Genomic DNA, 24,446 nt, shown 5'->3' with positions numbered 1-24,446 from the left:
CATGGCATAACTTTCAATTTTCAACTTTCAACTTTCAATTTATAAATGCTAAATTCACATCCGCAATATTGCTGATTATAAAAATTATTTTCGGCTAATAACTCTCTTCTTCTTTCGCTCAATCCTCCTTTGCGCCAGTTCTTTTCCCAAAACTCAGTTCCCGGAACCTGTGAAGCGGCCTCTATACCTGCTTCGGCAATCTGATCCAGACTTTTCCATCTGGAAGATGCAAGGGTTGTTGTGAAACGGGTTATTCCCAGTTCGGAAGCCTTTTGTGCACTTGCCAATAAGCGCATTTTAAAACATTTCAAGCAACGGTTTCCTCTTTCCGGTTCATGCTCTAATCCGGAAATACATTCCAACCATTGTTCGTGTTCGTAATCCCCATCAATGATTTCAATACCTTTCGATTGGGCGTAACGAGTACATTCGGCTTTCCGGATATTATATTCTTCAAGCGGATAAATATTAGGATTGAAATAAAAAATAACCGGGCGGATATCATTATTCAACATCCATTCAATAATTGCAGATGAGCAAGGGGCGCAGCAAGTATGTAAAAGTACTTTTTCCATAATAATAAAACTTGCTGCAAAGTAAGATAAAAATATGCAATCTCGTTATTATCGGGAAACAAAAAACAGTCGGTCTATGATAAAAACAAGTATAACCCCTACTGTATAACATACTAAATCGGTCCATAAAAATCCATGTCCCAGAATTAAAGCTCCTACGGTTGTATTACGTATGGAATTTATCCAATCAGCCTGATATAATTGTGTTATTTCTATGAAATACGAAAATAAAAGTGCAACTAAAGCTGTTGTAGGCATACGGAGTGAGGGAAAAAGGAATCGTAAACCCAAATAAACCATTGCTGCCCACAAGGCATCTCCCGAATATTCTGCTATAAATGTGGGCAACATGGCTCCAAACTTTCGGGATGCAAGGCCCAGACATATAATTATTATAGTAGCAATGAAGTAGATTAAACGTTTGTTTCTCATAAATAAAGAGTTTTATTGTTTTATATTAAGAGCCATGTGGCCAAAGAGAAATAGATCAATACTCCACAAAATAAAAAGGCTACTCATCCCGAGCAGCCAATCTTTGTTAACCTTAAAATCTAATACTATGAAAAACACAGTGCAAATATAGGGCAGTATACCATACTATGCAAATTCTATAACTATATACAATTTATAATAACACCCTTTAATAGATTTAGTACTCAATCCTTATTTTATTAAGATTTGTTTAATACAACTATCGTGTTGACCCTACATTGTTCATACTTTGAATCACAATATTATAACTCTTTCATCCCGGTAGCATGAAGCCTTTCTCCCGGTAGGAGAAACGGTTTCTCCCGGTAGGATGAACGCTTCATCCCGGTAGGAGAAAACCTTTATCCTACCGGGAGAAAAGTGCTGTTCAATAACAAGTAAAATATCTTTCTATATAGATCGAGGGGTCAATGCTATATAGTTCGAGGGGTCGGTGCTATATAGATCGAAGGCACTCATCTATATAGACTGGAATCCCAATGCTATATAGCTTGCGTAGAAGTATGGACTATTTCATGGAAAAGTATGGATTATTATGCGGAAGAGTACAGGGTTTTCTATCGGAAAGTCCCTACTATTGTTAGAGGTCAAAGCTCAAAATAAAGCGTGTTGAAAGCGTGACGAAATAGTTGTAACAATGTTTCTCAACACGGCATTCAACACGCATTTAACACACTGTTAATCAAATCAATAAAGCCTCCGCGTGTTGAATGACGACAAATTTTTCATTTTAAACTTTTGTGTAGAGGAGTTAAGCACATACATCTCAGGGAATCTTTGTCTTCCTTATCTCTTCGTTATACAGAACAGTGGTAGAATCTCCATAATTTTTCAAAACCTCCAATGTTCTGTTTCTTCGTCTCTCTATCGACTTATCCCAGAATTCTCTGGTAAAAACGGCATTGAAATCTAATCCACCTACTGTAAACCCAGACATGTGTGTAGTTACCCTGCTAGCGCCTGGTACTGGTCGCCATGTACCTACAGGCTGATTATTAGCACGTTCACCAATCGGGTTATACCGTAGGCCAGAGGCTTCTATCTCTTCAAGAGATTGCCTGTTACCTTTTGCAAAAGGATGATCCGCCCAGTTAGTGTACCTTCTTAAATAAATTGCTCTTGGCAATGTATCATTGCGCCACGTGTTAGGTCCAACCTTTATTTTCCTTTTATATATTGGATCATAATTAAACTTGGTAAGAGCTGTATAGGGTTGAGTAGTTAATACAATATCTGCTTTCTTTGGAGCATAGGGTAAACTTGTATCATATTGTAATGCGGGTTTGTCTGTCGACATTAGTGGTGTTCCTACAAAAGATCCGAAATCAATTTGCTTAACTGCATTAGGGTTAAGTTTGATTTCACCATCTCCATCAAGGATACGACGTAAATTTAAAGAATCTTTTGGGCTCCACTGAGCATGTGCAAATACGGTTACCGTACACACAAAAAAGAAAAGGTTTAGGTGCTTATACATTTAAACTAAAAAATTAACCATTACCACCAGCGGTAATCACTCTCCGCCAGTGGATCTAATGGCCAATAGCGCAATAGGCTATTGGAATCCTGAGTATCAATCTTTCTCCACCATTCACGATATAATAAAGCAGCTTCAACTACTTGCTCGCTTGTAAGAAAATAAATTCCTTCATAATTCATTGCGTCTTTATGAACGATCTTACATCCCATCGAAGCGGGCTGACCAATACGAATACTCTCTATTATCCATAAAATACATTCGCCTAAACGAGGCTTGCCTCCGTAATGCGAGGATAAAGTAGGTAATGGGAAAGAGGGTATCTCTGTCATGTCATCTGCATAACGCAACAATTCGGCAATATGCTTATAACTAAACATAGGTACTACTACTGCTCCTTTTTCATTTTTCGTATTATATGTTCCTGCTTTCAAGTGTTTTACAAACAACTTTACATCCGGATTATAATAATCCACTGCTTCTTCTGTACAACTTGCTACTATAAAAAGCAACAATATACTCCATACTATCAAACGTATTTTTTTCATCATGTTCAGAATATGAGTATTGTTTTATATTAATAGGTCATACGTACTCCGCAGAGCATATTAAAATTCAGAGGTTTTTCTTTACGAATTGTACTTACCAAGCTTCCATCATCGAAGTAGTATGCAAGTCCTGGTTCGGCATAAACAGATACCCTATCATTAAACTTATACTGCACGCCTAAAGAGGCGGTCAAGGATAATTGTAAAGGATCTACCGTTAACGACTGTTTACTGGAATGAGTATGTTTACCGGCATCGTAATAATCTGTTTTTATTTTGCCTGAAATACTTTTTTCAACCATTCCTCCTGCCGACGCATATAAATCGAAATGTTTATTATCGCAAATAGTATAATTGGCTTTTAATGGTATGCCCAGATAATGCAAGGTTTGTTCTTGTTGGTAATAGGTATTATCTTTTCCTCCTGTTAAATCCGAATCCAGTTTGGTATACACCAAGCCTGTTTCGAGCGAAAAACGATCGGATAGATTCTTTTGGGCAGTTATGCCAACAGATATGGGTAGTTTATGTTTTAATTTAGTATGTTGCTTTTCTGCCGGAACATTGCTGGCTACCTGCATATAGTTTAAATAATCTTCCTCTGAATAGAAATCGGAACGAGAAACTGCTCCGGGATGATTATTTATATTCAATGAGTTGTTTTTAGCAGTTAGCATTTGCAACCCGTTTTTAGAATCTTTTCCTGTAATGGCACTCGTTGACGAGAAGAAGCCCAATGCCCACGAATTGTTTTTTTCTTTTTTGCTTTTCAATACAGATGTGGTTTCCTGAGATTGCTCTTCCGAATAATTGTTTTGTATATCCATGCCACCTGCTAAACGATTAGCCGGATTTCTGTCTATTTGGTTTTCTGTTATTTGTTCGGTTACCGAGAAAGACATCGATATTGAAAAAGAAAAAGACTCTTCTTCATCTATTTCCTCTATTATGGATTTCCTGGATTGAGGTTTAATTATTGTGCCTGATTGTTTTTTGGGGGTGGCATGTATAGAAGGGAGTTCTTCTTTTATTCCGTCATTTTTCATATTACCCTTGGCAACCGGAGATATTTCCATTTTGGTAAATGCATCGGCTATTTCATCTTTTGGTGAGAAATGCCAGAATGCAGCTGATACCCCAGCCAATATAATAAGAACAGAAGCTGCTGCAGAAAAGCGTTGCACCAGTAACCGCCTGCGATTACGGACAACAACAGGGATATCATTTTCCAGTTGTTCCCAGAAATTATCTCTTACTTCAACCTCTGCATGTTCTAACCGTGTACGAAACAGGTCAAACAATTCATCATTCTCTTTCTTCATTTCTTTTATATTCGTTAATCTTTTGCATTAATAAACCTTTGGCACGGTGCAACTGCGATGTAGATGAATGCTCCTTGATGTTAAGAATCTCTGCTATCTCCCTGTGCGACTTGCCTTCCAATACAAACAAGTTAAAAACTGTACGGCAGCCTTCGGGAAGTTCGGCTATAAAAACAAGAAGTTGCTCTTCTGATATATTATCATAATCTTCGGCCGACGACCAATCAACTGCTTCCGGAATTTCTTCCTCGTAGGTGATTACCTTACTTATTCTTTGTTGTTTACGCAGATAGTCGAGCGATTGTGTTATCATTACCCGGGTTATCCAGGTACTTAAGGCAGACTCTCCACGAAAAGAAAAGTTTGTGAAAATCTTGATAAATCCATCATGTAAAACATCGTGTGCGGCATCCATATCGCCCGTATAACGGTAGCATATTGCCAGCATTTGTTTGGAAAAGAGGGTATAAAGTTTCTTCCGGGCCAAATTATCTCCAGCACGACAGCCTTTAATTAGTTCTATCTCGTTTTCCAATTGAAATGCTATTTTATCCGAACGTTTCTTTGCCTCGTTCATTGGTTAGACGCTGCTTTATACACAATGCTGCAAAAGAATATATAAAAGAAAGTTAAAACAAAAATAAATTATTTAGAACACAGAGACACAGAGGCACAGAGTTTTATTTTCTTTCTCTGTGCCTCTGTGTCTCTGTGTTTAAAATATTATATCAGACTGCTTTAAAACTCATATCCAACCCTTTTACAGAGTGGGTTAGAGCTCCTACAGAGATGTAATCAACGCCGGTTACTGCATAATCACGAAGCGTATCGAAGGTTATACCACCCGACGATTCGATTTCGTAACGGCCACCAATTATATCTACAGCCTTTTTAGTGTTTTCGGGAGTAAAGTTATCCAGCATAATACGGTCAACCCCTCCAATTGCGAGTACTTGGTTAAGTTCATCGAAGTTACGTACTTCAATTTCTATTTTAAGATCTTTCCCTTTTTCTTTGAGATATTTCTGTGCGCCGGTAATAGCTTTATCAATTCCGCCTGCAAAGTCAACATGGTTATCTTTTAAGAGTATCATGTCGAACAAACCAATGCGATGATTTACACCACCACCAATCTTAACGGCTTCTTTTTCGAGCATACGCATACCCGGTGTAGTTTTGCGGGTATCCAGTACACGGGTTTTAGTACCTTCCAGTTGCTTCACATATTTGCGTGTCATGGTAGCAATACCACTCATACGTTGCATTACATTCAGCATCAGGCGTTCGGTTTGCAACAACGATTGTACTTTTCCTTCTACAATCATTGCAATATCTCCGGGTTTTACTTCTGTTCCATCTTCAATGAATACTTCAACTTTCATTTCAGGATCGAAACGATGAAATATTACCTTCGCAATTTCAACTCCAGCCAATACTCCGGCTTCTTTAATCAATAACTTTGATTTCCCCATTGCTGTAGCAGGGATACTGGATAAGGTTGTGTGATCTCCATCACCTATATCTTCGGCAAAGGCCAAATCTATTAACCTGTTAATCAAATCATTCATTAGCTTTATCTATTCTTATCTGATGAATTAAATATTTATTCTGTATGCGTTTAAAAAAGCAGTTTACACGAAACTTTTCGGTTTCTGTTACCAGAGTTCCTATAAAAAAACTCGACTCGCCTTTTGTTCCTTCATGGTTTACATTGAAAGATTTTACTTTGTTTTGAGTAAAAAAAGCATCGAGCATGGTTGTTGCCTTTTGTTTGTCAACATTGCCCGAACGGTTTTGAATAGACAGGTCTAGCTTGTCGCCCAAATATGTAGAAAGTTCAGTAGCACTTCCTTTTTTAAAAGCAACTATCACACCTACTGGTTTGGCTTGTGCCCAAACTGTTAGGGTAGTAAACAGTAATCCTGTTATCAACAATAGTATTTTCTTTTCCATAATTATACTAATTGCTTGGCAAAGGTAAGAATCTTCCTCTTATTATTAGTAAGCTTTATCATAAATATGACGGATTTAGCCGCTCTGTTGTTACAAACTTAAAGAAAAAATCTATATTTGCAAATTAATTACGAGTTACATGTTACGAGTTATAAGCTGTTTCATAGTAATTTGTAACTCGTAACTTGTAACTCGTAACTAATATGAAAACCGTTTTAATTGCTGTAGGCCGAACAGTAGAGCAACACTATATTACTGCCATAAATGATTATATTCAACGAACAAAGCATTTCATTCCTTTTGAAATGGAAATCATTCCTGAATTGAAAAATACAAAAAATCTTTCGGCTGATCAGCAAAAAGAAAAGGAAGGCGAACTCATCTTAAAAGCTTTTCAGCCTGGGGATGTGATTATATTACTGGATGAAGGAGGTAAAGAGTTTCGTTCTATCGACTTTGCCTCATGGATTGAGAGGAAGTTATCAACAGTAAACAAAAGGTTAGTTTTTGTTATTGGCGGGCCTTATGGCTTTTCTCAAAAGGTATATCAGGCTGCAAGCGAAAAGATATCTTTATCAAAGATGACCTTCTCGCATCAAATGGTACGACTTATTTTTGTTGAACAATTATACAGGGCCATGACTATTTTAAATGGCGGGCCTTATCACCACGAATAAATACAATCAATTAAATTTTTAAATTATGAAAAAGATTTTATTAGGTTTTCTTGTAATCTTCGCCACAACAATGTATGCTCAAACCGATATAACCGGTGCAGCAAATTTAAAAAGGTATGCTGAAAATAATGCTTCTATTACCAAACCTGTTGTTTTTCTGGGTAACTCAATTACGGATGGATGGCCTAATGCAAGTCCGGAGTTCTTTTCGAACAATAATTATATAGGAAGAGGCATTGGCGGACAAACCAGCCCTCAGTTGCTTTTACGTTTCCGTCAGGATGTTATTAATTTAAGTCCCAAAGCTGTGGTTATAAATATTGGTACCAATGATATTGCACAAAACACAGGCGAATATAATCCGCAGTTCACAATGGATTGTATTCAGTCGATGGCAGAGCTGGCTGATTATAATGGAATTAAAGTGATACTTTCGGCTGTTCTTCCTGTTTATGAGTATCCCTGGAGAAAAGAAATAAAGAATGTTGTTGAAAAAATAGACGCCCTGAACGAAAATATTAAAGCTTATGCCCAAATTAAAGGCTTTGGATATATTGACTATAATACACCTATGCGTGCTGCTAATGGTGGCATGAAACCCGAATTGGCAAGGGATGGTGTGCATCCAACCAAAGAGGGATACAAAATTATGGAAGAGACTGCTAAGAAAGTGATTGATGAAGTAATTAGATTCTAACAAAGATATTCACCTGTACAAAGTCCCGACTTTTCCTTAACAAAGTCGGGACTTTTCTTTGGTTAGTAGTTCTATTTATTAAAGTTCCCTGTTCATTAACCGGTATTCGGCCATTTGCTGGTATTTAGTACCCTGACGCCCATAATTAACATACGGATATATGGATATACCACCACGGGGAGTGAATATGCCTGTTACTTCAATGTATTTGGGATTCATAAGCTTAATAAGATCTTTCATTATGATATTTACACAATCTTCGTGAAAGGCACCATGATTGCGGAAACTAAAAAGATAGAGTTTTAAACTTTTGCTCTCAACCATTTTTACATCAGGAAGATAGCTTATACGAATCTCTGCAAAATCAGGCTGACCAGTAATAGGGCACAAACTGGTAAACTCCGGACAGTTAAAACGCACCCAATAATCATTCTCAGGGTGTTTATTGTCGAATGCCTCTAACACTTCGGGGGCATAATCCTGTTTATATTCGGTTTTGTTGCCTAATAAAGATAATTGTTCCATATTAAATGAATTTGTTTTTTGAATTAAGATATTGCTCCAATCCCTGACTACGGAGTTTACAAGCAGGGCACTCTCCGCAGCCATCACCCATTATACCATTATAGCAAGTTAAGGTTTCATTGCGTACTATATCAAATACACCTAATTTATCTGCCAGTGCCCATGTTTGCGCTTTATTTAACCACATTAAAGGAGTATGAATATTGAACTGGTAATCCATTGCCAGATTCAAAGTTACATTCATTGATTTTATAAAGGAATCGCGGCAATCAGGATATCCGCTATAATCTGTTTGCGAAACACCAGTCACCAAATCATGAATCCCCCATTCGCGGGCAAAAACTGCCGAAATGCTCAAAAAGAATAAATTCCGTCCTGGTACAAAAGTGTTAGGTAAACCACTTTCCGGAACATCTTGATCCATTTTCAGGGAAGAATTTGTTAATGAGTTATTTCCCAGATTACCAATAAAATCTGTATTGATTACATGGAACTCCACTCCTGCTCTATCTGCAATATTACGCGCCAGTTCAACCTCTTTAGCATGTTTTTGCCCATAGAGGAAACTTATTGCATATACTTTTTCAAAGTGTTCTTTTGCCCAAAAAAGACAAGTGGTAGAGTCCTGTCCACCACTAAATAATACAACTGCCGAGTTATTCATATACTAATGTGCCAATGTGCCAATATCTAATGTGTCAATATATAATATGTTAATATATAATGTGTTAATATGCCAATAATGCGCAACCAATTAGCACATTGGCATATTGGCATATTGGCATATTAACACATTGGCACATTAAATATCCTTTATTTTCAGAATATTGTAAGATATATCCTCATCGTACACATCGGTTCCTTCGATCTTCTTAATAGCTTTTACAACTTTAATAGTAATCGGAAGAATTACAACTTCGTACATGGATTTAATTATAATCTGTATTCCCATCATAATGGCAAGTTCTTTTATGGGAATAACTCCACCAAAAGCAAGGGGGAAGAAGATTAATGAATCGGCTGTTTCGCCCACTACTGTAGACCAAATGGCACGGGCAGAGAAGTTTTTACCTTGAGAGGCCAACTTCATTTTACTCATTACATAAGCATTCAGAAAAGAGCCGACCAGAAATGCTGTGAGACTGGCAACAACGATACGGGGAGCCATGCCAAATACAAAATTAAATCCTTCTTCGCCTTTCCAGAAGGGAGCTGCCGGAAGTGCAACGGCTATCTGAGCAACAGCTACAACAAAGAAATTCATTGCAAAGCCACTCCAAATAATTAAACGGGCCTTTTTAAATCCCCAAACTTCGGCAATACAGTCGTTAATAATGTAAGAGATTGGAAATACTAATAAACCGGCAGTTATGGATATTCCAAATACCTGAATAACTTTGGTTTCAAGAAGATTGGCTGTAATGAGGCATACATTAAATAAAATGCCCAACAGCATGAAGGGTACTGATACTTTTTCTTTCATAAATCTTGTTTTTTACGTGGTGTTCAAGCACACGGTGATTATTTCACTAATAATTAAATAGAGATTTCTCTGCTGCAAAGATATGACTTTTTGAATTATCTTTGCTTATCTTTATACAAACATTTAATAATAATGACTCAGAAAGAATCACTAAAGCTATTTGAAGATAAGAAAGTTCGTACTGTTTGGGATGATGAACAGGAAAAATGGTATTTTGCTATTGTGGATGTTGTAGCTGTATTAACAGACAGTACCAACCCTCAGGCCTATTGGCGTAAACTTAAGCAACGCTTAAAAGAAGAAGGTAATGAAACCGTGACAAATTGTCACGCTTTGAAATTACGTGCTGCTGATGGTAAAATGAGAATAACCGATGTAGCTGATACAGAGCAGTTATTCCGTTTGATACAGTCTATTCCATCTCCTAAAGCAGAACCTTTCAAACAATGGATGGCACAAGTAGCTAGTGATAGAATAGATCAGTTGCAGGACCCAGAACTATCAATAGATCAAGCGATTATGGATTATAAACGACTTGGATACTCTGATAATTGGATAAATCAACGCATCAAAAGTATTGAGGTGCGTAAAGAACTAACTGATGAATGGCAACGTAGTGGAATAGATGGAATACAGTATGCTTCATTGACTGATATCATTACTAAAGAATGGAGTGGACGTACAACCAAAGAATACAAGAAATTGAAAGGTCTGAAAAAAGAAAACCTTCGCGATAACATGACTAATATTGAACTTGCGTTGAATACCCTTGCCGAAGCTTCTACTACAGAAATATCGAAAAGTAAAAATCCAAAAGGCTTTAATCAAAATGCAACAGTTGCTATAAGCGGCGGCAGCGTAGCAAAGGCAGCAAGACAGCAATTAGAGTCACAGCTTGGTCGTTCAGTTATAACTTCACAAAAGGCACAAGACTATTTACTGCCTAATAACGATGCAGACAATGAAGACTAACTATATGGATGCTCATTAAAACAAAACACGAAGATTACAAAGTAAAATTTGTAATCTCCGTGTTATTTATGTTATTGAAAAAAACTTTAGAACTTATAGTCTATTCCTAAACCAAAAACTTTGTTAGTACGACTATATACATCTTTTCCGGCCATTGTGGTACCATTATACCCTCCTGGATTAGCAGCAGCAACATCTTTGGTATAATCTGAATAAGAAGTCCAGAAATAACCTACATTTAATTTTAGTCTGGAAGATAAATTAATGGCAGCACCTAATCCAACTGAATATGAATCGCATGAGAAACTAGTATCAACTTGGAAATCATCACTAAGGCCATAATCGGTTTTCTGATAGCCTGCACTGATAGTTAAACGGTCCAACACATCCCATTCAACTCCAAACAGATATTCATGTGTATTTCCCTTTAATGCCTTTTGTTTATTATTAGCCATTCCTGCATCTTTATCAAAAAACTGATGATATTCAACTGTTGCGCGTAAAGTAGGAAGTATTTCATAACCTAAAGCAGCAGTTAATAATGCTGGAATATCATTGGGGGTATTTACACCATGTTCATAAGGTTTCAATGCTTCTTGAAGATTTGGGTTATTTGGAGAGTAAGACATCTTTGTTTTATTCTCAATATTAACATTTGTCATGAACTCATATTTTAAGCCCAAATTCCACTTACCTAATTTCACATCTGCTCCGATTATCGGAGTTATTCCCCAACCTGCCTGATCACAGTCTAGTTCAATAATTGGTAAAGCTCCAGAAGGAATAACTTCTTCATAGCCAGGATTTGCTGTAGTTCTTAAATAACCTTCATAGCCACTTTTTACATAATTCATTCTACCACCTGCAAAAACAGACAAATAGTCGTTTATTTTATAAGAGGCTCCTAATTGAAAACCGTAGATGTATTGCTTACCATCCATAGCACTGTTTATTGTATACATGCTGGAATTAAGACCATTCAAAGCCAATAAAGCCATAATCTTTGAATCGAACATAGGAAGACCTGTGTCAAACGAAGCTTTACCACCTCCACCTGTTACAGCAAAACTACCCGAGAATGCCCAGTTGCCCATTTTATAAGCAGCCTGTACACTAGGGATAAACGGAGCAGACGCCGTACCTTTATATTTACGAGGTTCTGCCCCAAAAAGTGCAAATGTAGAATGGATTGTTCTGGTTTGATAAGCACTTTGTCCATTCAACGACAAATAAAAACCATCTTCCAAAAATCCTAAACCTGCCGGATTTGAATAAACCCCATCAATATCAATAGAGGCTCCTCTTGCTATCATCCGGAGAAAAGAGATATGTTGATTTGTGTTTGTGAGGATTCCGCCTGCAAAGGTTAAATTTGAAACCATCAAAGCTAAAGCACTAATAAATAAAAATTTCTTCATTCTTTCTTCTTTTAGAGTTTTAAGGCCACAAAGTTACAACATTATTGCACATTACAAACAATTGTGTGCAAATAAATGCTATTTCTAAAGAAACATTGTTTAAATAGAAACTATTTCACCAGAAACTAAGGTGATTTTTACCAAGACATCTATAAACAAACAACAACACTTATTGTTATATTTATATTATCAATAAAAAAGAAATTATATGAAAACAATTTATCACAAAGCAAATACCAGAGGACATTCTTTATACGATTGGTTGGATAGCAAACATACATTCAGCTTTGATCAGTATTATGATCCTGAAAGAGTAAATTTTGGAGCGTTAAGGGTACTGAACGACGATCGCGTTGCCCCAGGTGAAGGTTTCGGTATGCACCCACATAAGAATATGGAAATAATTTCCATTCCGCTGAAAGGAGAATTACAACATGGCGATAGTCATAAAAACAGTAAAGTTGTATCACCTGGTCTTATCCAGACTATGAGTGCAGGTACAGGCATCTACCATAGCGAAATGAACTATAGTCATACTGAGCCGATGGAGTTTTTGCAAATATGGGTAATACCCAAACAAAACAATACACAGCCACAATACAATGACTATGATATTCGTTCGTTACTTGAAAGAAACAAGATGACCACAATTGTTGCACCCGATGGTAGCGCCCCTGCAAAGATGTTACAAAACACATGGTTCTCTATCGGAGAAATTGAAAAAGGAAGAACCATTGATTATAAGATGCATCAAAGCAATACCGGAGTTTATATTTTCTTAATTGAAGGCGAAATCAAAGTTGGCGACCAGGTATTGGAGAGGCGAGACGGTTTAGGTATTTATGATACCAGTGACTTTACCATTGAAACCATAAAAGATTCGCATATCCTTTTAATGGAAGTTCCAATGATATAAAACTTATGTCAAATTATATCCATTTATAAATCGCTACGTTTTTTTGTGCTGCAAATCGTTGTTTCAAAATGCTGCATTTCACACTTTCGAAATGCAGCATTTTGATTAAACGAAATGCAGCATTTCATCAATGCAAAATGCAGCATTTTGAAAATGGGCCATAAAATCGGCCCTATAGCGCATACAACGGGGGTTAAATTAAGCAATGCTTCATTTTAGCCGTTTAAAACAGTCGTAAAATAACTATACAGAACGGTTGGGTTTGAAAAGATTTCGGATTCATCACAACTCAATATATCAAACGCAGATTAACTCGGATTAACGCAGATTAAATAAAAATAGATACCTTTGTACATGCAAATAATTTACATATACCACAGTGGTTTTGCCATATTAGGAGATGGAGTAACAGTTATTATTGATTATTTCAGAGATACTTTGCCTAATGTTCGAGATAAAGGCATTGTACAACAAATAAAAACCAGTATATTCGCACCTATGCATTTTACTGAGCCGTTTTTTATCTATCAGCCACAAAGGAGAAATATTCGAAATTTAATATAGTGTTAATATGAAAAAGCAATTTAGTCTTTTATTTATTTTATTAGTGTGTTTGCCTTTTGCATTAAACGCACAAGAGGACGCCAGATATCTGGCAGGAGCTGTACCCGAAGAAGACGGAAAAATAGTCTTTAAAAAAGAATTCAGCTTACCTGGAACTTCAAAAGAAGTTATTTACAACGCTATCCACCAATGGATGGAAGACAGATTAAAACAGAATGAAAACAACAGTCGTGTAGTATATACCGACGAAAGTAAAGGAATTATATCAGGTACAGTAGAAGAGTATCTTGTTTTCAAATCTTCTGCTTTATCTTTAGACAGGGCAATTATCAATTATCAAATCAATGCTACATGTTCTACCGGCGAATGTATACTCGAAGTAGAAAGAATACGCTATACATACGAAGATGAAAAACTTACTGCCGAAGATTATATATCCGACAAAAATGCTTTGAACAAAACCCAAACCAAACTTGTACGCGGATTATCTAAGTTTCGTATAAAAACAGTAGATTATTTCGACGAATTGTTTGCTGGTGCCCAGAGTGCCCTTGCTCTAAATGTATCGGGAATGGCTACTCCAGAGCCAGTTGTTACAATTCCACAACAAAGAGTTACTGTTAAAACCACAGTAGAAGAGTCTGCAGTAAGAGTAACAACTCCCACTGCTCCAACTCCAATCACTACTACTGCAGCTCCAATCACAACTTCTGCTCCAATCACTACTACTGCAGCCAATTTAGATGGATATCGTCAGATTGCTCCTGATAAATTACCTGGCAATATCATTAAAATGCTTAACGACGATTGGATGCTTATTACAGCAGGTACTAAAGATCAATTCAATATGATGACTGCCAGCTGGGGCGGATTGGGTATGTTATATGGTAAACCAATAGCAATGTGTTTCATTAATCCTACACGCTATACATATCAGTTAATGGAGAAAAACGATACTTATACATTTACCTTCTATACCGAAGCGTATCGTGATGCATTGAAATATTGTGGAAGCACCTCAGGCAAAAACACCGATAAAGTAAAAGGATCAGGATTAACTCCTATCACAACACCAAACGGCAGTCAGGCATTTGGCGAAGCATGGTTAATTATTGAATGCCGCAAACTTGTTTCCCAATCTATTACTCCCGAAGCTATTAACAACGAAAAGGTTAAAGAAGAGTGGATAGGTAAACAACTACACAAAATGTATATTGGTGAAATTATTAATGTGTGGGTGAAATAGAATTAAGAATTAGAAATTAAGAATTAAGAATTTCTAATGCGCCATCGCAATATTCTTAATTCTTAATTCCTAATTCTTAATTTATTTATGCCTACTGGCTCTTTTCCTTCTTATCTCAGCTTTCTTTTTGGCAGCAGCCGATCCGTGTGTACCTTTAATATAGGTTGTTTTCTTTGCTTTTGTTTTAACTTTCTTCTCATCTTTTCCGGAGTCCTCTTTCGCTTTTCCTTTAAAAACGATTCCTCCAGTCATTGCTTTTTCTATTTCATTACTCATATTTGAAATAATTTTGCTGCAAAGATAGTCTTTTTAATTGAGTAAAATTTATCTTTGCGCATCAAGAAAAATTATATGAGTATCACAACAAACCATCTTACCCCCGACAAAGACCCAATGGGAGCAGCCATTGCCGAATATTATGTTCATGGCAAAGCTGATAGATTACGGGTATTTTCTTCACAATTCGATGAAGATGCAATCCACGTCAGACAATTATTTCGCAATTTCAAGCAAATGCCGCCACTAGAAAAAACGGCTTTAAAACTAGCAGAAGGAAAAATACTTGATGTAGGCGCAGGCAGTGGATGCCATACACTGGCATTACAAGAAATGGGCAAAGAAGTCTGTGCAATAGACATCTCTGTTCGCTCTGTAACAATTATGAGATTACGAGGAGTAAAAGATGTGCAACTAATGAATTTATTCGACGAGCAATTTCTTGGCTCCTTTGATACCATTCTTATGCTTATGAACGGATCGGGAATTATTGGGAAGATAGAGAATTTCCCTGTTTTCTTTCGGAAAATGAAGCAACTGCTTCGTCCCGGGGGATGTATATACATGGATTCGAGCGATTTGAAATATCTTTTCGAGGATGAAGATGGCAGCTATGTTATTGATCTTGCCGGCAACTATTATGGAGAAATTGATTTCCAGATGCAATATAAAGATATTAAAGGAGAACCTTTTGATTGGCTGTATGTAGATTTTGAAACATTAAGCCTATATGCCAACCAAAATGGATTCAATGCAGAGTTAGTAAAAGAAGGCACACACTATGATTATTTAGCCAAACTTAGTCTTAAAGTATAATTATAAAGAAAATGAAAAAAATCGGATGCTTGTTAATACTCCTATCAGCCTGTTTATTTGTGCTGGCACAATCGCCAGTAGATAAAGGTTTACGAACCATCAACCGTAATACGGCCGAAGCATATATTGGGTTTCTGGCAAGTGATTTTCTGGAAGGTAGAGAAGCTGGTACCCGTGGCGGACGAATAGCGGGCGAATACATTGTATCCTGCCTAAAAATAATGAGTGTTCAACCATTTGTTGAAGGCTATTATCAACCATTTGAAGTTTATACTGGAAAGCAAATGAACAACATACTTGGAGTTATACCCGGAAAAATATCCAACGAATATGTAATTGTAGGAGCGCATTATGATCATCTGGGAATAAACCCTAACCTGGAAGGCGACTCCATTTACAACGGTGCGGATGATAACGCTTCTGGCGTTTCGGCTGTTTTGCAAATAGCAAAAGGATTTGTTGAATCGGGAATCAAACCCCAAAGAACTGTTATTTTTGCTTTCTGGGATGGGGAAGAGAAAAAATTATTAGGCTCAAATTTCTTTGTAGAAACCTTCGCAGACTTGAACAACATTAAATGTTACATGAATTTCGACATGATAGGCCGGAACAACGATGAGAGTAAACCTAATCATGTTGTTTATTTCTATACCGATACTCACCCCCAGTATGGTGAATGGCTAAAGAACGACATCAAGCAATATGGTTTTTCGTTAACACCTGATTATCGTCCGTGGGATAAACCTGTAGGCGGAAGCGATAATGCTTCGTTTGCAAAGCATAATATACCCATTATATGGTATCATACCGATGGGCATCCCGATTATCACAAGCCAAGCGACCACCCGGAGAAAATAAATTGGGATAAGCTTGTAGAAATTACCAAAACAGCCTATCTCTTAATGATGAAATTAGCAAACGAATAAAATGGCAGATACCAAAGTTGTTTTACTTACCGGAGGAAGCGCTGGCATTGGCCTCGAACTGGCAATTCTATTAATGGAAAAGGGCGTTCGCGTATATTCTGCTTCGCGCCGCCTGTCTGAGGTTCGAAAAGCATCTTCGGGCAGCGGAGAGATAATCCCTGTACAGATGGATGTAAATGTTGAATCGGATATTCAAGCAGTTATCAGCCGTATTTTAAAAGAAAACAGCAGGCTCGATGCTGTTGTTTGCAATGCCGGAAACGGAATAGCAGGCTCTATTGAAGATTGCAACGAAAGTGAAACCAGATTCCAACTCGAAACAAACTTTTTTGGAGCTGTTAAAACCATTCAAGCCTGCTTACCGGTTTTCAGGAAACAGGGAGGTGGTAAAATTATGGCTACCTCTTCTATTGCTGCAATTACTCCTATTCCTTACCAGGCTTTTTATTCGGCCGGAAAAGCTGCTTTATCTATTTTTATGCAAGCATTAGCTATTGAAACCAAACCTTTTGGCATACAGTGCTGTACAGTGCTTCCCGGCGATACAAAGACAGAATTTACCAACACCCGAAAGTACACTATAAAATCGCAATCGGCAGATTCGGCTTATACAAAAAGGATGAAAAAAGCCGTTCAAACAATGGAGAAGGATGAAAAGAACGGTATGGAAGCAAAATATGTAGCAACGAAAATGGCCAAACAGCTTTTACGCAAGCGTATGAAGGCTGTGGTAGTACCTGGAATCGGCTACAAAGTAATTTATTCCATTTATAATTTATTTCCATTATCTTTCAGACTTTGGGTAATTAGCAAAATCTATTAGAGCTAAGCACTGAAAGTGCGTTCGATTTAGCCTAGGGTTTTAACCCTGGGTATGTACGATATGTACCAATCAGAGTGCTGTAAGCACGAACGAATAGTCTAGCTAGGGTCGTGCTTACAGCACTTCATTGCTGGAGATTGATAGCTTACCCAGGGTTAAAACCCTGGGCTAAATCGAACGGGCTTACAGCCCTTGCTTACAAACTGTAACTAATTAAAAGAACATTGTTGATTACTTAGTGTGATTCCTGCTTGTTTTTTAGTTACTTTTGCATCGAATTTAACAGACAGGAATAAAGTGGCACGAAAAAAGAAAGAACTTCCTTTATTGGAAGAAGTGACAATTATTGATGTAGCGGCCGAAGGAAAAGCCATTGCAAAAGTAAATGATTTAGTTATTTTTGTACCTTATGTGGTACCGGGTGATGTAGTAGACATACAAGTTAAACGTAAGAAAAACAAATATGCCGAAGGAGAAGCAGTGCATTTCCACAAATACTCGGATACACGTGCTGTTCCTTTCTGCGAACACTATGGAGTATGTGGTGGTTGCAAATGGCAGGTTCTCCCCTACTCCGAACAAATCAGGTATAAACAGAAACAAGTAACAGACAATCTTACCCGGATAGGTAAAATTGAACTGCCCGAAATCTCTCCTATCCTAGGATCGGCAAAAACAGAGTTCTATCGTAACAAACTGGAATTTACTTTCTCGAACAAACGTTGGCTTACTTACGAAGAAATTAAGCAGAATGTTAAATACGATCAGATGAACGCGGTAGGATTCCACATTCCGGGAGCATTCGATAAAGTGCTGGCTATTGAGAAGTGTTGGTTGCAGGATGAAATTTCCAATCGTATCCGCAACTCTGTGCGCGATTATGCATACGAGCATAATTATTCGTTCATAGATTTACGCTCTCAGGAAGGGATGTTACGTAATATGATTATCCGTACATCAACTACTGGAGAGTTGATGGTTATCCTGATCTGCAAAATTGTTGAGGATAGTGAAATGGCACTTTTTAAACAGATGCTACAACACATAGCCGACTCTTTCCCCGAAATAACCTCGTTGCTTTATGTAATAAACAATAAATGCAATGATACAATCAACGACTTGGATGTACATGTTTTCAAAGGAAACGATCATATCTTTGAAGAAATGGAAGGGCTACGTTTTAAGATTGGTCCTAAGTCTTTCTATCAAACCAACTCCGAACAAGCTTATGAATTATACAAAGTAGCACGTAACTTTGCTGGTCTTACTGGTGACGAATTGGTTTATGACCTTTATACCGGAACCGGAACCATAGCCAACTTTGTAGCCCGTCAGTCGCGTAAAGTTATTGGTATTGAATATGTTCCCGAAGCCATTGAGGATGCAAAAGTTAATGCAGAGATCAATAAAATTGAAAACACCCTCTTCTTTGCCGGGGATATGAAAGACATTCTTACACAAGATTTTATCAATGAATATGGCAAGCCGGATGTAATTATTACCGATCCTCCACGGGCCGGCATGCATCAGGATGTTGTAGACGTTATTCTTTTTGCCGAACCCAAACGCATTGTGTATGTTAGCTGTAACCCAGCTACACAAGCGCGTGATCTGGCACTTCTGGATATAAAATATAAAGTAACCGCTGTTCAACCGGTAGATATGTTTCCGCATACTCACCATGTAGAGAACGTTGTACTACTTGTAGCTCGTAACTAGCATATATGGAAAGAAACAATAAGAGCAGGAAAAAAGATACACCTGTAAAACAAGGTGGAAATAAGAAGAAGTTCTCCAATACGGGTATTCCGGATAATAAGAAAGCTCGTGCTAAAGCTAAATTTACGGTATATACTGTTAAGGAAGCAGGAGAATTACTTGATTTCCTTATTAAAGTAAAAGAGGGTATCAGTCGTAACTCGGCAAAATCATTGCTTGCCCACCGACAGGTATATGTAGACAATGTAATTACAAGCCAATATAACTTTGCCCTTAAACCAGGCATGAAAGTGCAGATAAGCAAAGAAAAAGGAAAAAAGGAATTTCACAGCAGCTATCTGAAAATTCTATATGAAGATGCTTATCTGATTGTAATTGATAAAAAAGAAGGATTGCCTGTTACATCGACCAAACTCAAAGAACGTTCGGCTCACAACATATTAAGCGAATATGTTGCCCGGTCGGGTAAGCCCAACCGCATATATACAGTAAACCGGCTCGATAAAGACACATCAGGTTTGGTAGTTTTTGCCAAAGATGAAAAAACCCGGGATACTTTCAACGAATATCGGGATGAGATATTTAAATCGGTACGTTTTGTTGGCATCGTAATCGGAGATATTGATAAAGATAAAGGTATAGTAGCTTCCTGGCTAAATGAAAATAAGCTATATGTAACTTATACTGCAGTTTCTAACAACAACGACGAGAAAGCTATTACTCATTTTAAAACAATAAAACGGGCAAATGGCTATTCGCTGATTGAATTCGATTTGGGTCAGGGAAAGAAGAATCAAATACGGGTTCATATGGATAACCTGAAATTCCCTATATTGGGAGATAACAGATTCGATGAAACAAATCCTCTGAAACGGCTGGCATTACATGCCTTCAAACTGGAGTTCTACCATCCGGTAACCGAACGATTAATGGAATTCGAAACCGTTTATCCAGCAGAGTTTAAAAAATTAATGCTTAAATCTGTTGAGTGAGTAATGAGTTTTGAGTAATGAGTTTCGAGTTATAATTCTGCATAGATCTCATTACTCAAAACTCATTACTCATTACTCAACTATCCTGGTATTCTTATTTTCTGTCCCGGGAATATTTTATTCGGATCTTTTATTATATCCTTATTGGCTTCGTAAATACTTCGCCATGTTACTCCGGGATAGTTTTTAGCTATTTTACTTAGGCTGTCGCCCGACTTCACTTCATAAATAGCTTCACCACCTTCTTTTTCTTCTATATTCAGAATCAAATCACCTGCACGCATATCCGGATCTATTTCATTATAAATCTTCCACAGTTCATGCTTTACAGCAGGAGTTGTACTACCCGAAACATAGAGAATATTGTTATTTTCAGTGATCGAAAGATCTGAGATATCCGATTCACCAGCTAACTTAATTAGTTTGCTATATTTATCTCTTAGTCCCATTATTTCACAGTCATATTATTGGTTACTTTTTTCACACCTTCTGCTTCGTTAGCTATTTGCATCACTTTTTGCAAGTCGGCACGCTTAACATTTCCACTTAAAACAACTTCGCCGTTTGCTACTGCTACTTTCACATCGGTGTAGTTACTTGTTTTATACAGGTTTTCAATTGCAGTTCTGATATTGGCATCCACATCAACCTTTACAGTTGGGGTAGGCTCCTGAACCGTAATATTATTCACAACCGATTTAATTCCCGGAATTGCTTTCACAACGTTTTCGGCTAACGTTCTTTCTGCTTGGTTTTCCAATACTCCTGTAAGAGTTACAACCTTATCTTTAATTGCAACCGAAACATTGCTGTACTGTGCTTTTAAAGCTTTTTCAACTTCTTGCTTAATTTTAGTATCGTTATCCGAACAAGATTGGAGTGTAATTCCGGCAAAGAACACACTCAACATTATAAATATAACTTTTTTCATAAACTTCGTTTTTAAAATAATGATAATATAATAATATAGTTAAGGTAGGTTAGAGGTTAAAAAGGTTAAAATTTCCATCCATAGCCAATCAGGAATACTCCACTGTCATCATCACCAAACATAAATTTACCTTCCACATTCAAGAAACTGCGTGCACTAAGATTATACGTTAATCCGGCACCAAGGTTAAATGCTAGTTCGGTTCTTGTATCCGAGTCAATCTTAACTCCTGCAATGGTACGTTTTCCATAAAAATTGTTTTGCATACCAAAACCAGCTAATGGATAAAACGTTAAGTTATCGGCATTTAAATCAAATACATAGTGAAGATTCAGGTTTATGTCTACCCCGGTAACTTTATCTTTAGGAAAGAAAAAAGTAACATCCGGAGCTAACCGAAAACGGTCAGACAAATTGTATCTACTTTGCGCACCAATAGCAAATCTTTCATAATTGGTTTGATATCCAATGTTTCCAATCACTGCCAGATCGCCCTTTTGCGCATACGTAGTTGCCACGGTTGCAAGAAAAGCAACTAAAAACAAAATCTTTTTCATAATTAAAGTTTAAATTAATTGTTTATATAACAAATATCAGACTCACTGATTTGAACTAAAAACATTTATACAGAAGAGTTTGTTCAAAAGTTTTTTTATAACTTTACGAGCATTAAACAAATTACCTTAAATTTGTATGGCTCATCTACACGATTTCATTGGCGACCTGGCCATTATTCTTATTACCGCAGGAATTGCTACTATATTATTTAAATGGTTAAAACAACCTGTGGTTTTAGGGTATATATTAGCCGGCTTTATTGCTGGTCCCTACATTACAATGCTACCTACCGTTACCGATATGGGTAATGTGCAAATATGGGCCGAAATTGGTGTAATCTTTCTTCTTTTTGCTCTTGGATTGGAATTTAGCTTTAAACGATTAATTGCTGTAGGAGGTACTGCATCTATTGCCACGCTCATTAATCTGGGTTCAATGATTATTATCGGATACATTGTTGGCCGGGGATTGGGATGGTCAAAAATGGATAGTATTTTTTTAGGCGGAATGCTTTCTATGTCTTCTACAACAATCATAATAAAGGCTTTTAATGATATGGGACTCCAGAAACAGAAATTTGCAGGAATTGTTTTTGGAATGCTCATTGTTGAAGATCTTGCTGCCATCCTGATGATGGTTTTATTATCAACCTTTGCTGCCAGTAGTGATATTGAGGGTACTGCTCTTTTAGGCAGCTTATTACGACTTGTTTTTTTTATTCTTATCTGGTTTATTGTAGGAATATACCTTATTCCCAGCTTGCTGAAAATAACAAAGCGATATCTCAATGACGAAACTCTCCTTATTTTATCCGTTGGGTTATGTTTGGGAATGGTTTTATTTGCTCATTATGTTGGTTTCTCGGCTGCATTAGGTGCTTTTATTATGGGATCTATTCTGGCAGAAACAGTTGCCTCCAAACACATTGAACATCTGATTGAACCACTCAAGAACTTTTTTGGTGCCATATTCTTTGTTTCGGTAGGGATGATGCTTAATCCGGGAATTATTATTGAATATGCCGGTTTAATATTTTTCCTTGTCTTTATTGTACTTGTAGGTCGTATTTTATTTGCCACCATTGGTGTGTTGGCTTCGGGCGAGGGACTCAAGGTAGCCCTGCAAGCAGGATTTAGTTTGGCGCAGATTGGTGAGTTCTCTTTTATTATTGCCACTTTAGGAATGAGCCTCGGAGTTATCAGCGATAATCTTTATCCTATTATTGTTACAGTATCTATTATTACCACCTTTACCACTCCTTATTGCATCCGATTATCTATTCCATTTTATAATTTTCTGGAAAAGCGTATCCCATCTAAATGGAGCAAACTAATTACCGGATATGCTGTATCTATGCACAAAACCGTTAATACCCAGAACGACTGGAACAAGTTGTTCAAAAGTGTTTTGTTGTTGTTGGCAATTTATTCAACGCTTGCACTGGCAGTAATTTTCCTGTTCAAACATTATATAACTCCATTTATTACTGATTATGTTCCGGGTATTTTTGGTAAAATTCTGGCCGGAGTTTTAACTATACTGGTAATGGCTCCGTTTTTGCGTGCAATTATGATGAAAAAGAATAAATCACAGGAAGTTAAAAACCTCTGGGCCGACAGTTACTTCAATAAAGGTGTATTAATATCTCTGATTGCATTCCGATTGGGCGTATGTATGATGTTGGTTTTGATGGTTCTGATACCTTTATTCCCCAAACTAACAGTTTTAATGGTTATTATTGGGTTGGCAATTCTCACACTCATCATCTTTTCGCAGGGATTTAAAACACAATCGCGCAAAATGGAAGCCCGTTTTCTGGAAAATTATAATCTGAAACAAAAATTAGCCGATAAGAAAGCTGCCGTTCCACGCATGGTAAAGAATCATCTGTTATCTAAAGAAATACATCTGGAAGAGATCGAGATATCTCCCAACTCGCCCAAAGTTGGTAAATCACTTCGGGAACTTAATTTCCGACGGAAAACCGGTGTAAGTATTGTAACCATAATCAGAGGACATGAAAGAATCAATGTGCCCGATGCCAACGAACGTCTTTATCCATACGACACAATTGTTATTGCCGGGGCTGATAAGGATATTCAAAAGCTGACACACGCTATTGAGGAACGTAAATCAAAAAAGAACACAGAAGAGGATATTCCTGAACACCAGGTTCATCTTTCGCAATATGTTATAGAAGAAGACTCCCCTATGATTGGGAAAACAATTACAGAACTGTGCATTCAGGAGAAAACCGAATGCATGATAATCAGTGTTGACCGCAACGAAATAACATTAATAAATATTCCCTCTCATTTTACTTTTAAAGAGGGAGATACCATTTTATTAGCCGGCGAGCAGAATAAACTAAATATTTTTGAGGAAAATTTTTAGCTACAGAAAATTTTCGATAAAAAAAGACTCATAAGTCTCATAGATAGTTTAATGTACTAATTGTCAATCGATTAACTTATTGCACTTTGCTAAAAAGTAAAACATAAGTACCATTTGAAGTATCATAGCCCATGACTCATAACTTT

At 37.1% G+C, this 24,446-nt stretch carries 27 protein-coding genes; 11 read left to right on the top strand and 16 right to left on the bottom strand.

Annotated features, from left to right (window positions below; translation table 11 throughout):
- Nucleotides 1-20: 20 nt before the first annotated feature.
- From D0T85_RS16905 to D0T85_RS16870, 8 genes are all read right to left on the bottom strand, one after another.
- On the bottom strand, nucleotides 21-575 hold the full coding sequence (locus D0T85_RS16905) for an epoxyqueuosine reductase QueH (RefSeq protein WP_163214708.1): 555 nt from the start codon (nucleotides 573-575) through the stop codon (nucleotides 21-23).
- 48 nt (nucleotides 576-623) lie between these two features.
- Nucleotides 624-1,007 (bottom strand): DUF2809 domain-containing protein, encoded by a 384-nt coding sequence (locus tag D0T85_RS16900; protein ID WP_163214707.1) that lies wholly within the window; start codon nucleotides 1,005-1,007, stop codon nucleotides 624-626.
- A gap of 826 nt (nucleotides 1,008-1,833) precedes the next feature.
- A complete protein-coding gene (locus D0T85_RS16895; RefSeq protein ID WP_163214706.1) occupies nucleotides 1,834-2,544 on the bottom strand; it encodes a DUF4858 domain-containing protein in 711 nt (236 codons plus the stop codon).
- A gap of 20 nt (nucleotides 2,545-2,564) precedes the next feature.
- Nucleotides 2,565-3,092: a DUF4943 family protein gene (locus tag D0T85_RS16890; RefSeq protein ID WP_163214738.1), complete on the bottom strand. Its 528-nt coding sequence runs from the start codon at nucleotides 3,090-3,092 to the stop codon at nucleotides 2,565-2,567.
- A 29-nt stretch (nucleotides 3,093-3,121) separates the two neighbouring features.
- The gene (locus D0T85_RS16885; RefSeq protein WP_163214705.1) at nucleotides 3,122-4,414 is read right to left on the bottom strand and encodes an outer membrane protein; all 1,293 of its coding nucleotides are present in this window, start codon (nucleotides 4,412-4,414) and stop codon (nucleotides 3,122-3,124) included.
- Complete coding sequence (locus D0T85_RS16880) at nucleotides 4,398-4,991, bottom strand: RNA polymerase sigma factor (protein ID WP_370459997.1); 594 nt, start codon at nucleotides 4,989-4,991, stop codon at nucleotides 4,398-4,400. Before D0T85_RS16880 ends, D0T85_RS16885 begins: the two co-directional genes overlap by 17 nt.
- Before the next feature lie 151 nt (nucleotides 4,992-5,142).
- Nucleotides 5,143-5,982: a carboxylating nicotinate-nucleotide diphosphorylase gene (nadC, locus tag D0T85_RS16875; protein ID WP_163214704.1), complete on the bottom strand. Its 840-nt coding sequence runs from the start codon at nucleotides 5,980-5,982 to the stop codon at nucleotides 5,143-5,145.
- Complete coding sequence (locus D0T85_RS16870) at nucleotides 5,975-6,367, bottom strand: DUF4783 domain-containing protein (RefSeq protein ID WP_163214703.1); 393 nt, start codon at nucleotides 6,365-6,367, stop codon at nucleotides 5,975-5,977. The genes nadC and D0T85_RS16870 overlap by 8 nt, the downstream gene beginning before the upstream one ends.
- Before the next feature lie 203 nt (nucleotides 6,368-6,570).
- Between D0T85_RS16870 and rlmH the strand changes: the two genes are divergently transcribed.
- Together rlmH and D0T85_RS16860 are read left to right on the top strand one after the other, a co-directional pair.
- A complete protein-coding gene (gene rlmH, locus D0T85_RS16865; protein ID WP_163214702.1) occupies nucleotides 6,571-7,044 on the top strand; it encodes a 23S rRNA (pseudouridine(1915)-N(3))-methyltransferase RlmH in 474 nt (157 codons plus the stop codon).
- Nucleotides 7,045-7,069: 25 nt separating this feature from the next.
- Nucleotides 7,070-7,741 carry an SGNH/GDSL hydrolase family protein gene (locus D0T85_RS16860; RefSeq protein WP_163214701.1) on the top strand — a complete coding sequence of 224 codons (672 nt, stop codon included), beginning with the start codon at nucleotides 7,070-7,072 and terminating at the stop codon, nucleotides 7,739-7,741.
- 78 nt (nucleotides 7,742-7,819) lie between these two features.
- Here D0T85_RS16860 and queF read toward each other — a convergent pair whose 3' ends face one another.
- The 3 genes from queF to D0T85_RS16845 form a co-directional block, all read right to left on the bottom strand.
- A complete protein-coding gene (gene queF, locus D0T85_RS16855) occupies nucleotides 7,820-8,266 on the bottom strand; it encodes a preQ(1) synthase (protein WP_163214700.1) in 447 nt (148 codons plus the stop codon).
- Between the two features lies 1 nt (nucleotide 8,267).
- The gene (gene queC / locus D0T85_RS16850) at nucleotides 8,268-8,930 is read right to left on the bottom strand and encodes a 7-cyano-7-deazaguanine synthase QueC (protein ID WP_163214699.1); all 663 of its coding nucleotides are present in this window, start codon (nucleotides 8,928-8,930) and stop codon (nucleotides 8,268-8,270) included.
- Nucleotides 8,931-9,068: 138 nt separating this feature from the next.
- Nucleotides 9,069-9,749, bottom strand: coding sequence for a queuosine precursor transporter (locus D0T85_RS16845; protein WP_163214698.1), 681 nt, complete (start codon nucleotides 9,747-9,749; stop codon nucleotides 9,069-9,071).
- Nucleotides 9,750-9,881: 132 nt separating this feature from the next.
- Here D0T85_RS16845 and D0T85_RS16840 point away from each other — a divergent pair, with 132 nt between their 5' ends.
- Nucleotides 9,882-10,721 (top strand): Bro-N domain-containing protein, encoded by an 840-nt coding sequence (locus D0T85_RS16840; RefSeq protein WP_163214697.1) that lies wholly within the window; start codon nucleotides 9,882-9,884, stop codon nucleotides 10,719-10,721.
- An 86-nt stretch (nucleotides 10,722-10,807) separates the two neighbouring features.
- Here the strand turns inward: D0T85_RS16840 and D0T85_RS16835 are convergent, their stop codons facing one another.
- Nucleotides 10,808-12,139 (bottom strand): OmpP1/FadL family transporter, encoded by a 1,332-nt coding sequence (locus D0T85_RS16835; protein ID WP_163214696.1) that lies wholly within the window; start codon nucleotides 12,137-12,139, stop codon nucleotides 10,808-10,810.
- Between the two features lie 208 nt (nucleotides 12,140-12,347).
- On the opposite strand from D0T85_RS16835, the gene D0T85_RS16830 reads away from it, so the two are divergent.
- The gene (locus tag D0T85_RS16830) at nucleotides 12,348-13,055 is read left to right on the top strand and encodes a pirin family protein (RefSeq protein ID WP_163214695.1); all 708 of its coding nucleotides are present in this window, start codon (nucleotides 12,348-12,350) and stop codon (nucleotides 13,053-13,055) included.
- Nucleotides 13,056-13,626: 571 nt separating this feature from the next.
- Nucleotides 13,627-14,865 (top strand): DUF4468 domain-containing protein, encoded by a 1,239-nt coding sequence (locus tag D0T85_RS16825; RefSeq protein WP_163214694.1) that lies wholly within the window; start codon nucleotides 13,627-13,629, stop codon nucleotides 14,863-14,865.
- A gap of 81 nt (nucleotides 14,866-14,946) precedes the next feature.
- On the opposite strand, the gene D0T85_RS16820 is transcribed toward D0T85_RS16825, so the two are convergent.
- A complete protein-coding gene (locus D0T85_RS16820) occupies nucleotides 14,947-15,141 on the bottom strand; it encodes a hypothetical protein (protein WP_163214693.1) in 195 nt (64 codons plus the stop codon).
- A gap of 75 nt (nucleotides 15,142-15,216) precedes the next feature.
- On the opposite strand from D0T85_RS16820, the gene D0T85_RS16815 reads away from it, so the two are divergent.
- The 5 genes from D0T85_RS16815 (at nucleotide 15,217) to D0T85_RS16795 (ending at nucleotide 20,417) form a co-directional block, all read left to right on the top strand.
- The gene (locus tag D0T85_RS16815; protein WP_203558512.1) at nucleotides 15,217-15,957 is read left to right on the top strand and encodes a bifunctional 2-polyprenyl-6-hydroxyphenol methylase/3-demethylubiquinol 3-O-methyltransferase UbiG; all 741 of its coding nucleotides are present in this window, start codon (nucleotides 15,217-15,219) and stop codon (nucleotides 15,955-15,957) included.
- A gap of 11 nt (nucleotides 15,958-15,968) precedes the next feature.
- On the top strand, nucleotides 15,969-16,883 hold the full coding sequence (locus tag D0T85_RS16810; RefSeq protein ID WP_163214692.1) for a M28 family metallopeptidase: 915 nt from the start codon (nucleotides 15,969-15,971) through the stop codon (nucleotides 16,881-16,883).
- Between the two features lies 1 nt (nucleotide 16,884).
- On the top strand, nucleotides 16,885-17,706 hold the full coding sequence (locus tag D0T85_RS16805) for an SDR family oxidoreductase (RefSeq protein WP_163214691.1): 822 nt from the start codon (nucleotides 16,885-16,887) through the stop codon (nucleotides 17,704-17,706).
- A 297-nt stretch (nucleotides 17,707-18,003) separates the two neighbouring features.
- The gene (rlmD, locus tag D0T85_RS16800) at nucleotides 18,004-19,425 is read left to right on the top strand and encodes a 23S rRNA (uracil(1939)-C(5))-methyltransferase RlmD (protein WP_163214690.1); all 1,422 of its coding nucleotides are present in this window, start codon (nucleotides 18,004-18,006) and stop codon (nucleotides 19,423-19,425) included.
- 5 nt (nucleotides 19,426-19,430) lie between these two features.
- Nucleotides 19,431-20,417 carry an RluA family pseudouridine synthase gene (locus tag D0T85_RS16795; protein ID WP_163214689.1) on the top strand — a complete coding sequence of 329 codons (987 nt, stop codon included), beginning with the start codon at nucleotides 19,431-19,433 and terminating at the stop codon, nucleotides 20,415-20,417.
- A gap of 80 nt (nucleotides 20,418-20,497) precedes the next feature.
- On the opposite strand, the gene D0T85_RS16790 is transcribed toward D0T85_RS16795, so the two are convergent.
- The 3 genes from D0T85_RS16790 to D0T85_RS16780 form a co-directional block, all read right to left on the bottom strand.
- Entirely contained in the window at nucleotides 20,498-20,866 is a 369-nt protein-coding gene (locus D0T85_RS16790; protein ID WP_163214688.1) for a LysM peptidoglycan-binding domain-containing protein, read from the bottom strand.
- Nucleotides 20,866-21,348, bottom strand: a complete 483-nt coding sequence (locus tag D0T85_RS16785) for a BON domain-containing protein (RefSeq protein WP_163214687.1) — start codon at nucleotides 21,346-21,348, stop codon at nucleotides 20,866-20,868. The genes D0T85_RS16790 and D0T85_RS16785 overlap by 1 nt, the downstream gene beginning before the upstream one ends.
- A 65-nt stretch (nucleotides 21,349-21,413) precedes the next feature.
- The gene (locus D0T85_RS16780) at nucleotides 21,414-21,905 is read right to left on the bottom strand and encodes an outer membrane protein (protein WP_163214686.1); all 492 of its coding nucleotides are present in this window, start codon (nucleotides 21,903-21,905) and stop codon (nucleotides 21,414-21,416) included.
- Nucleotides 21,906-22,041: 136 nt separating this feature from the next.
- On the opposite strand from D0T85_RS16780, the gene D0T85_RS16775 reads away from it, so the two are divergent.
- On the top strand, nucleotides 22,042-24,300 hold the full coding sequence (locus D0T85_RS16775; protein ID WP_163214685.1) for a cation:proton antiporter: 2,259 nt from the start codon (nucleotides 22,042-22,044) through the stop codon (nucleotides 24,298-24,300).
- Nucleotides 24,301-24,446 lie beyond the last annotated feature (146 nt).

The organism is Bacteroides sp. 519, from assembly GCF_010500955.1.
Taxonomy (GTDB): domain Bacteria; phylum Bacteroidota; class Bacteroidia; order Bacteroidales; family Bacteroidaceae; genus Bacteroides.
The sequence above is the reverse complement of the archived record's forward strand: the minus strand, read 5'-3'. Positions and strand labels throughout refer to the sequence as shown.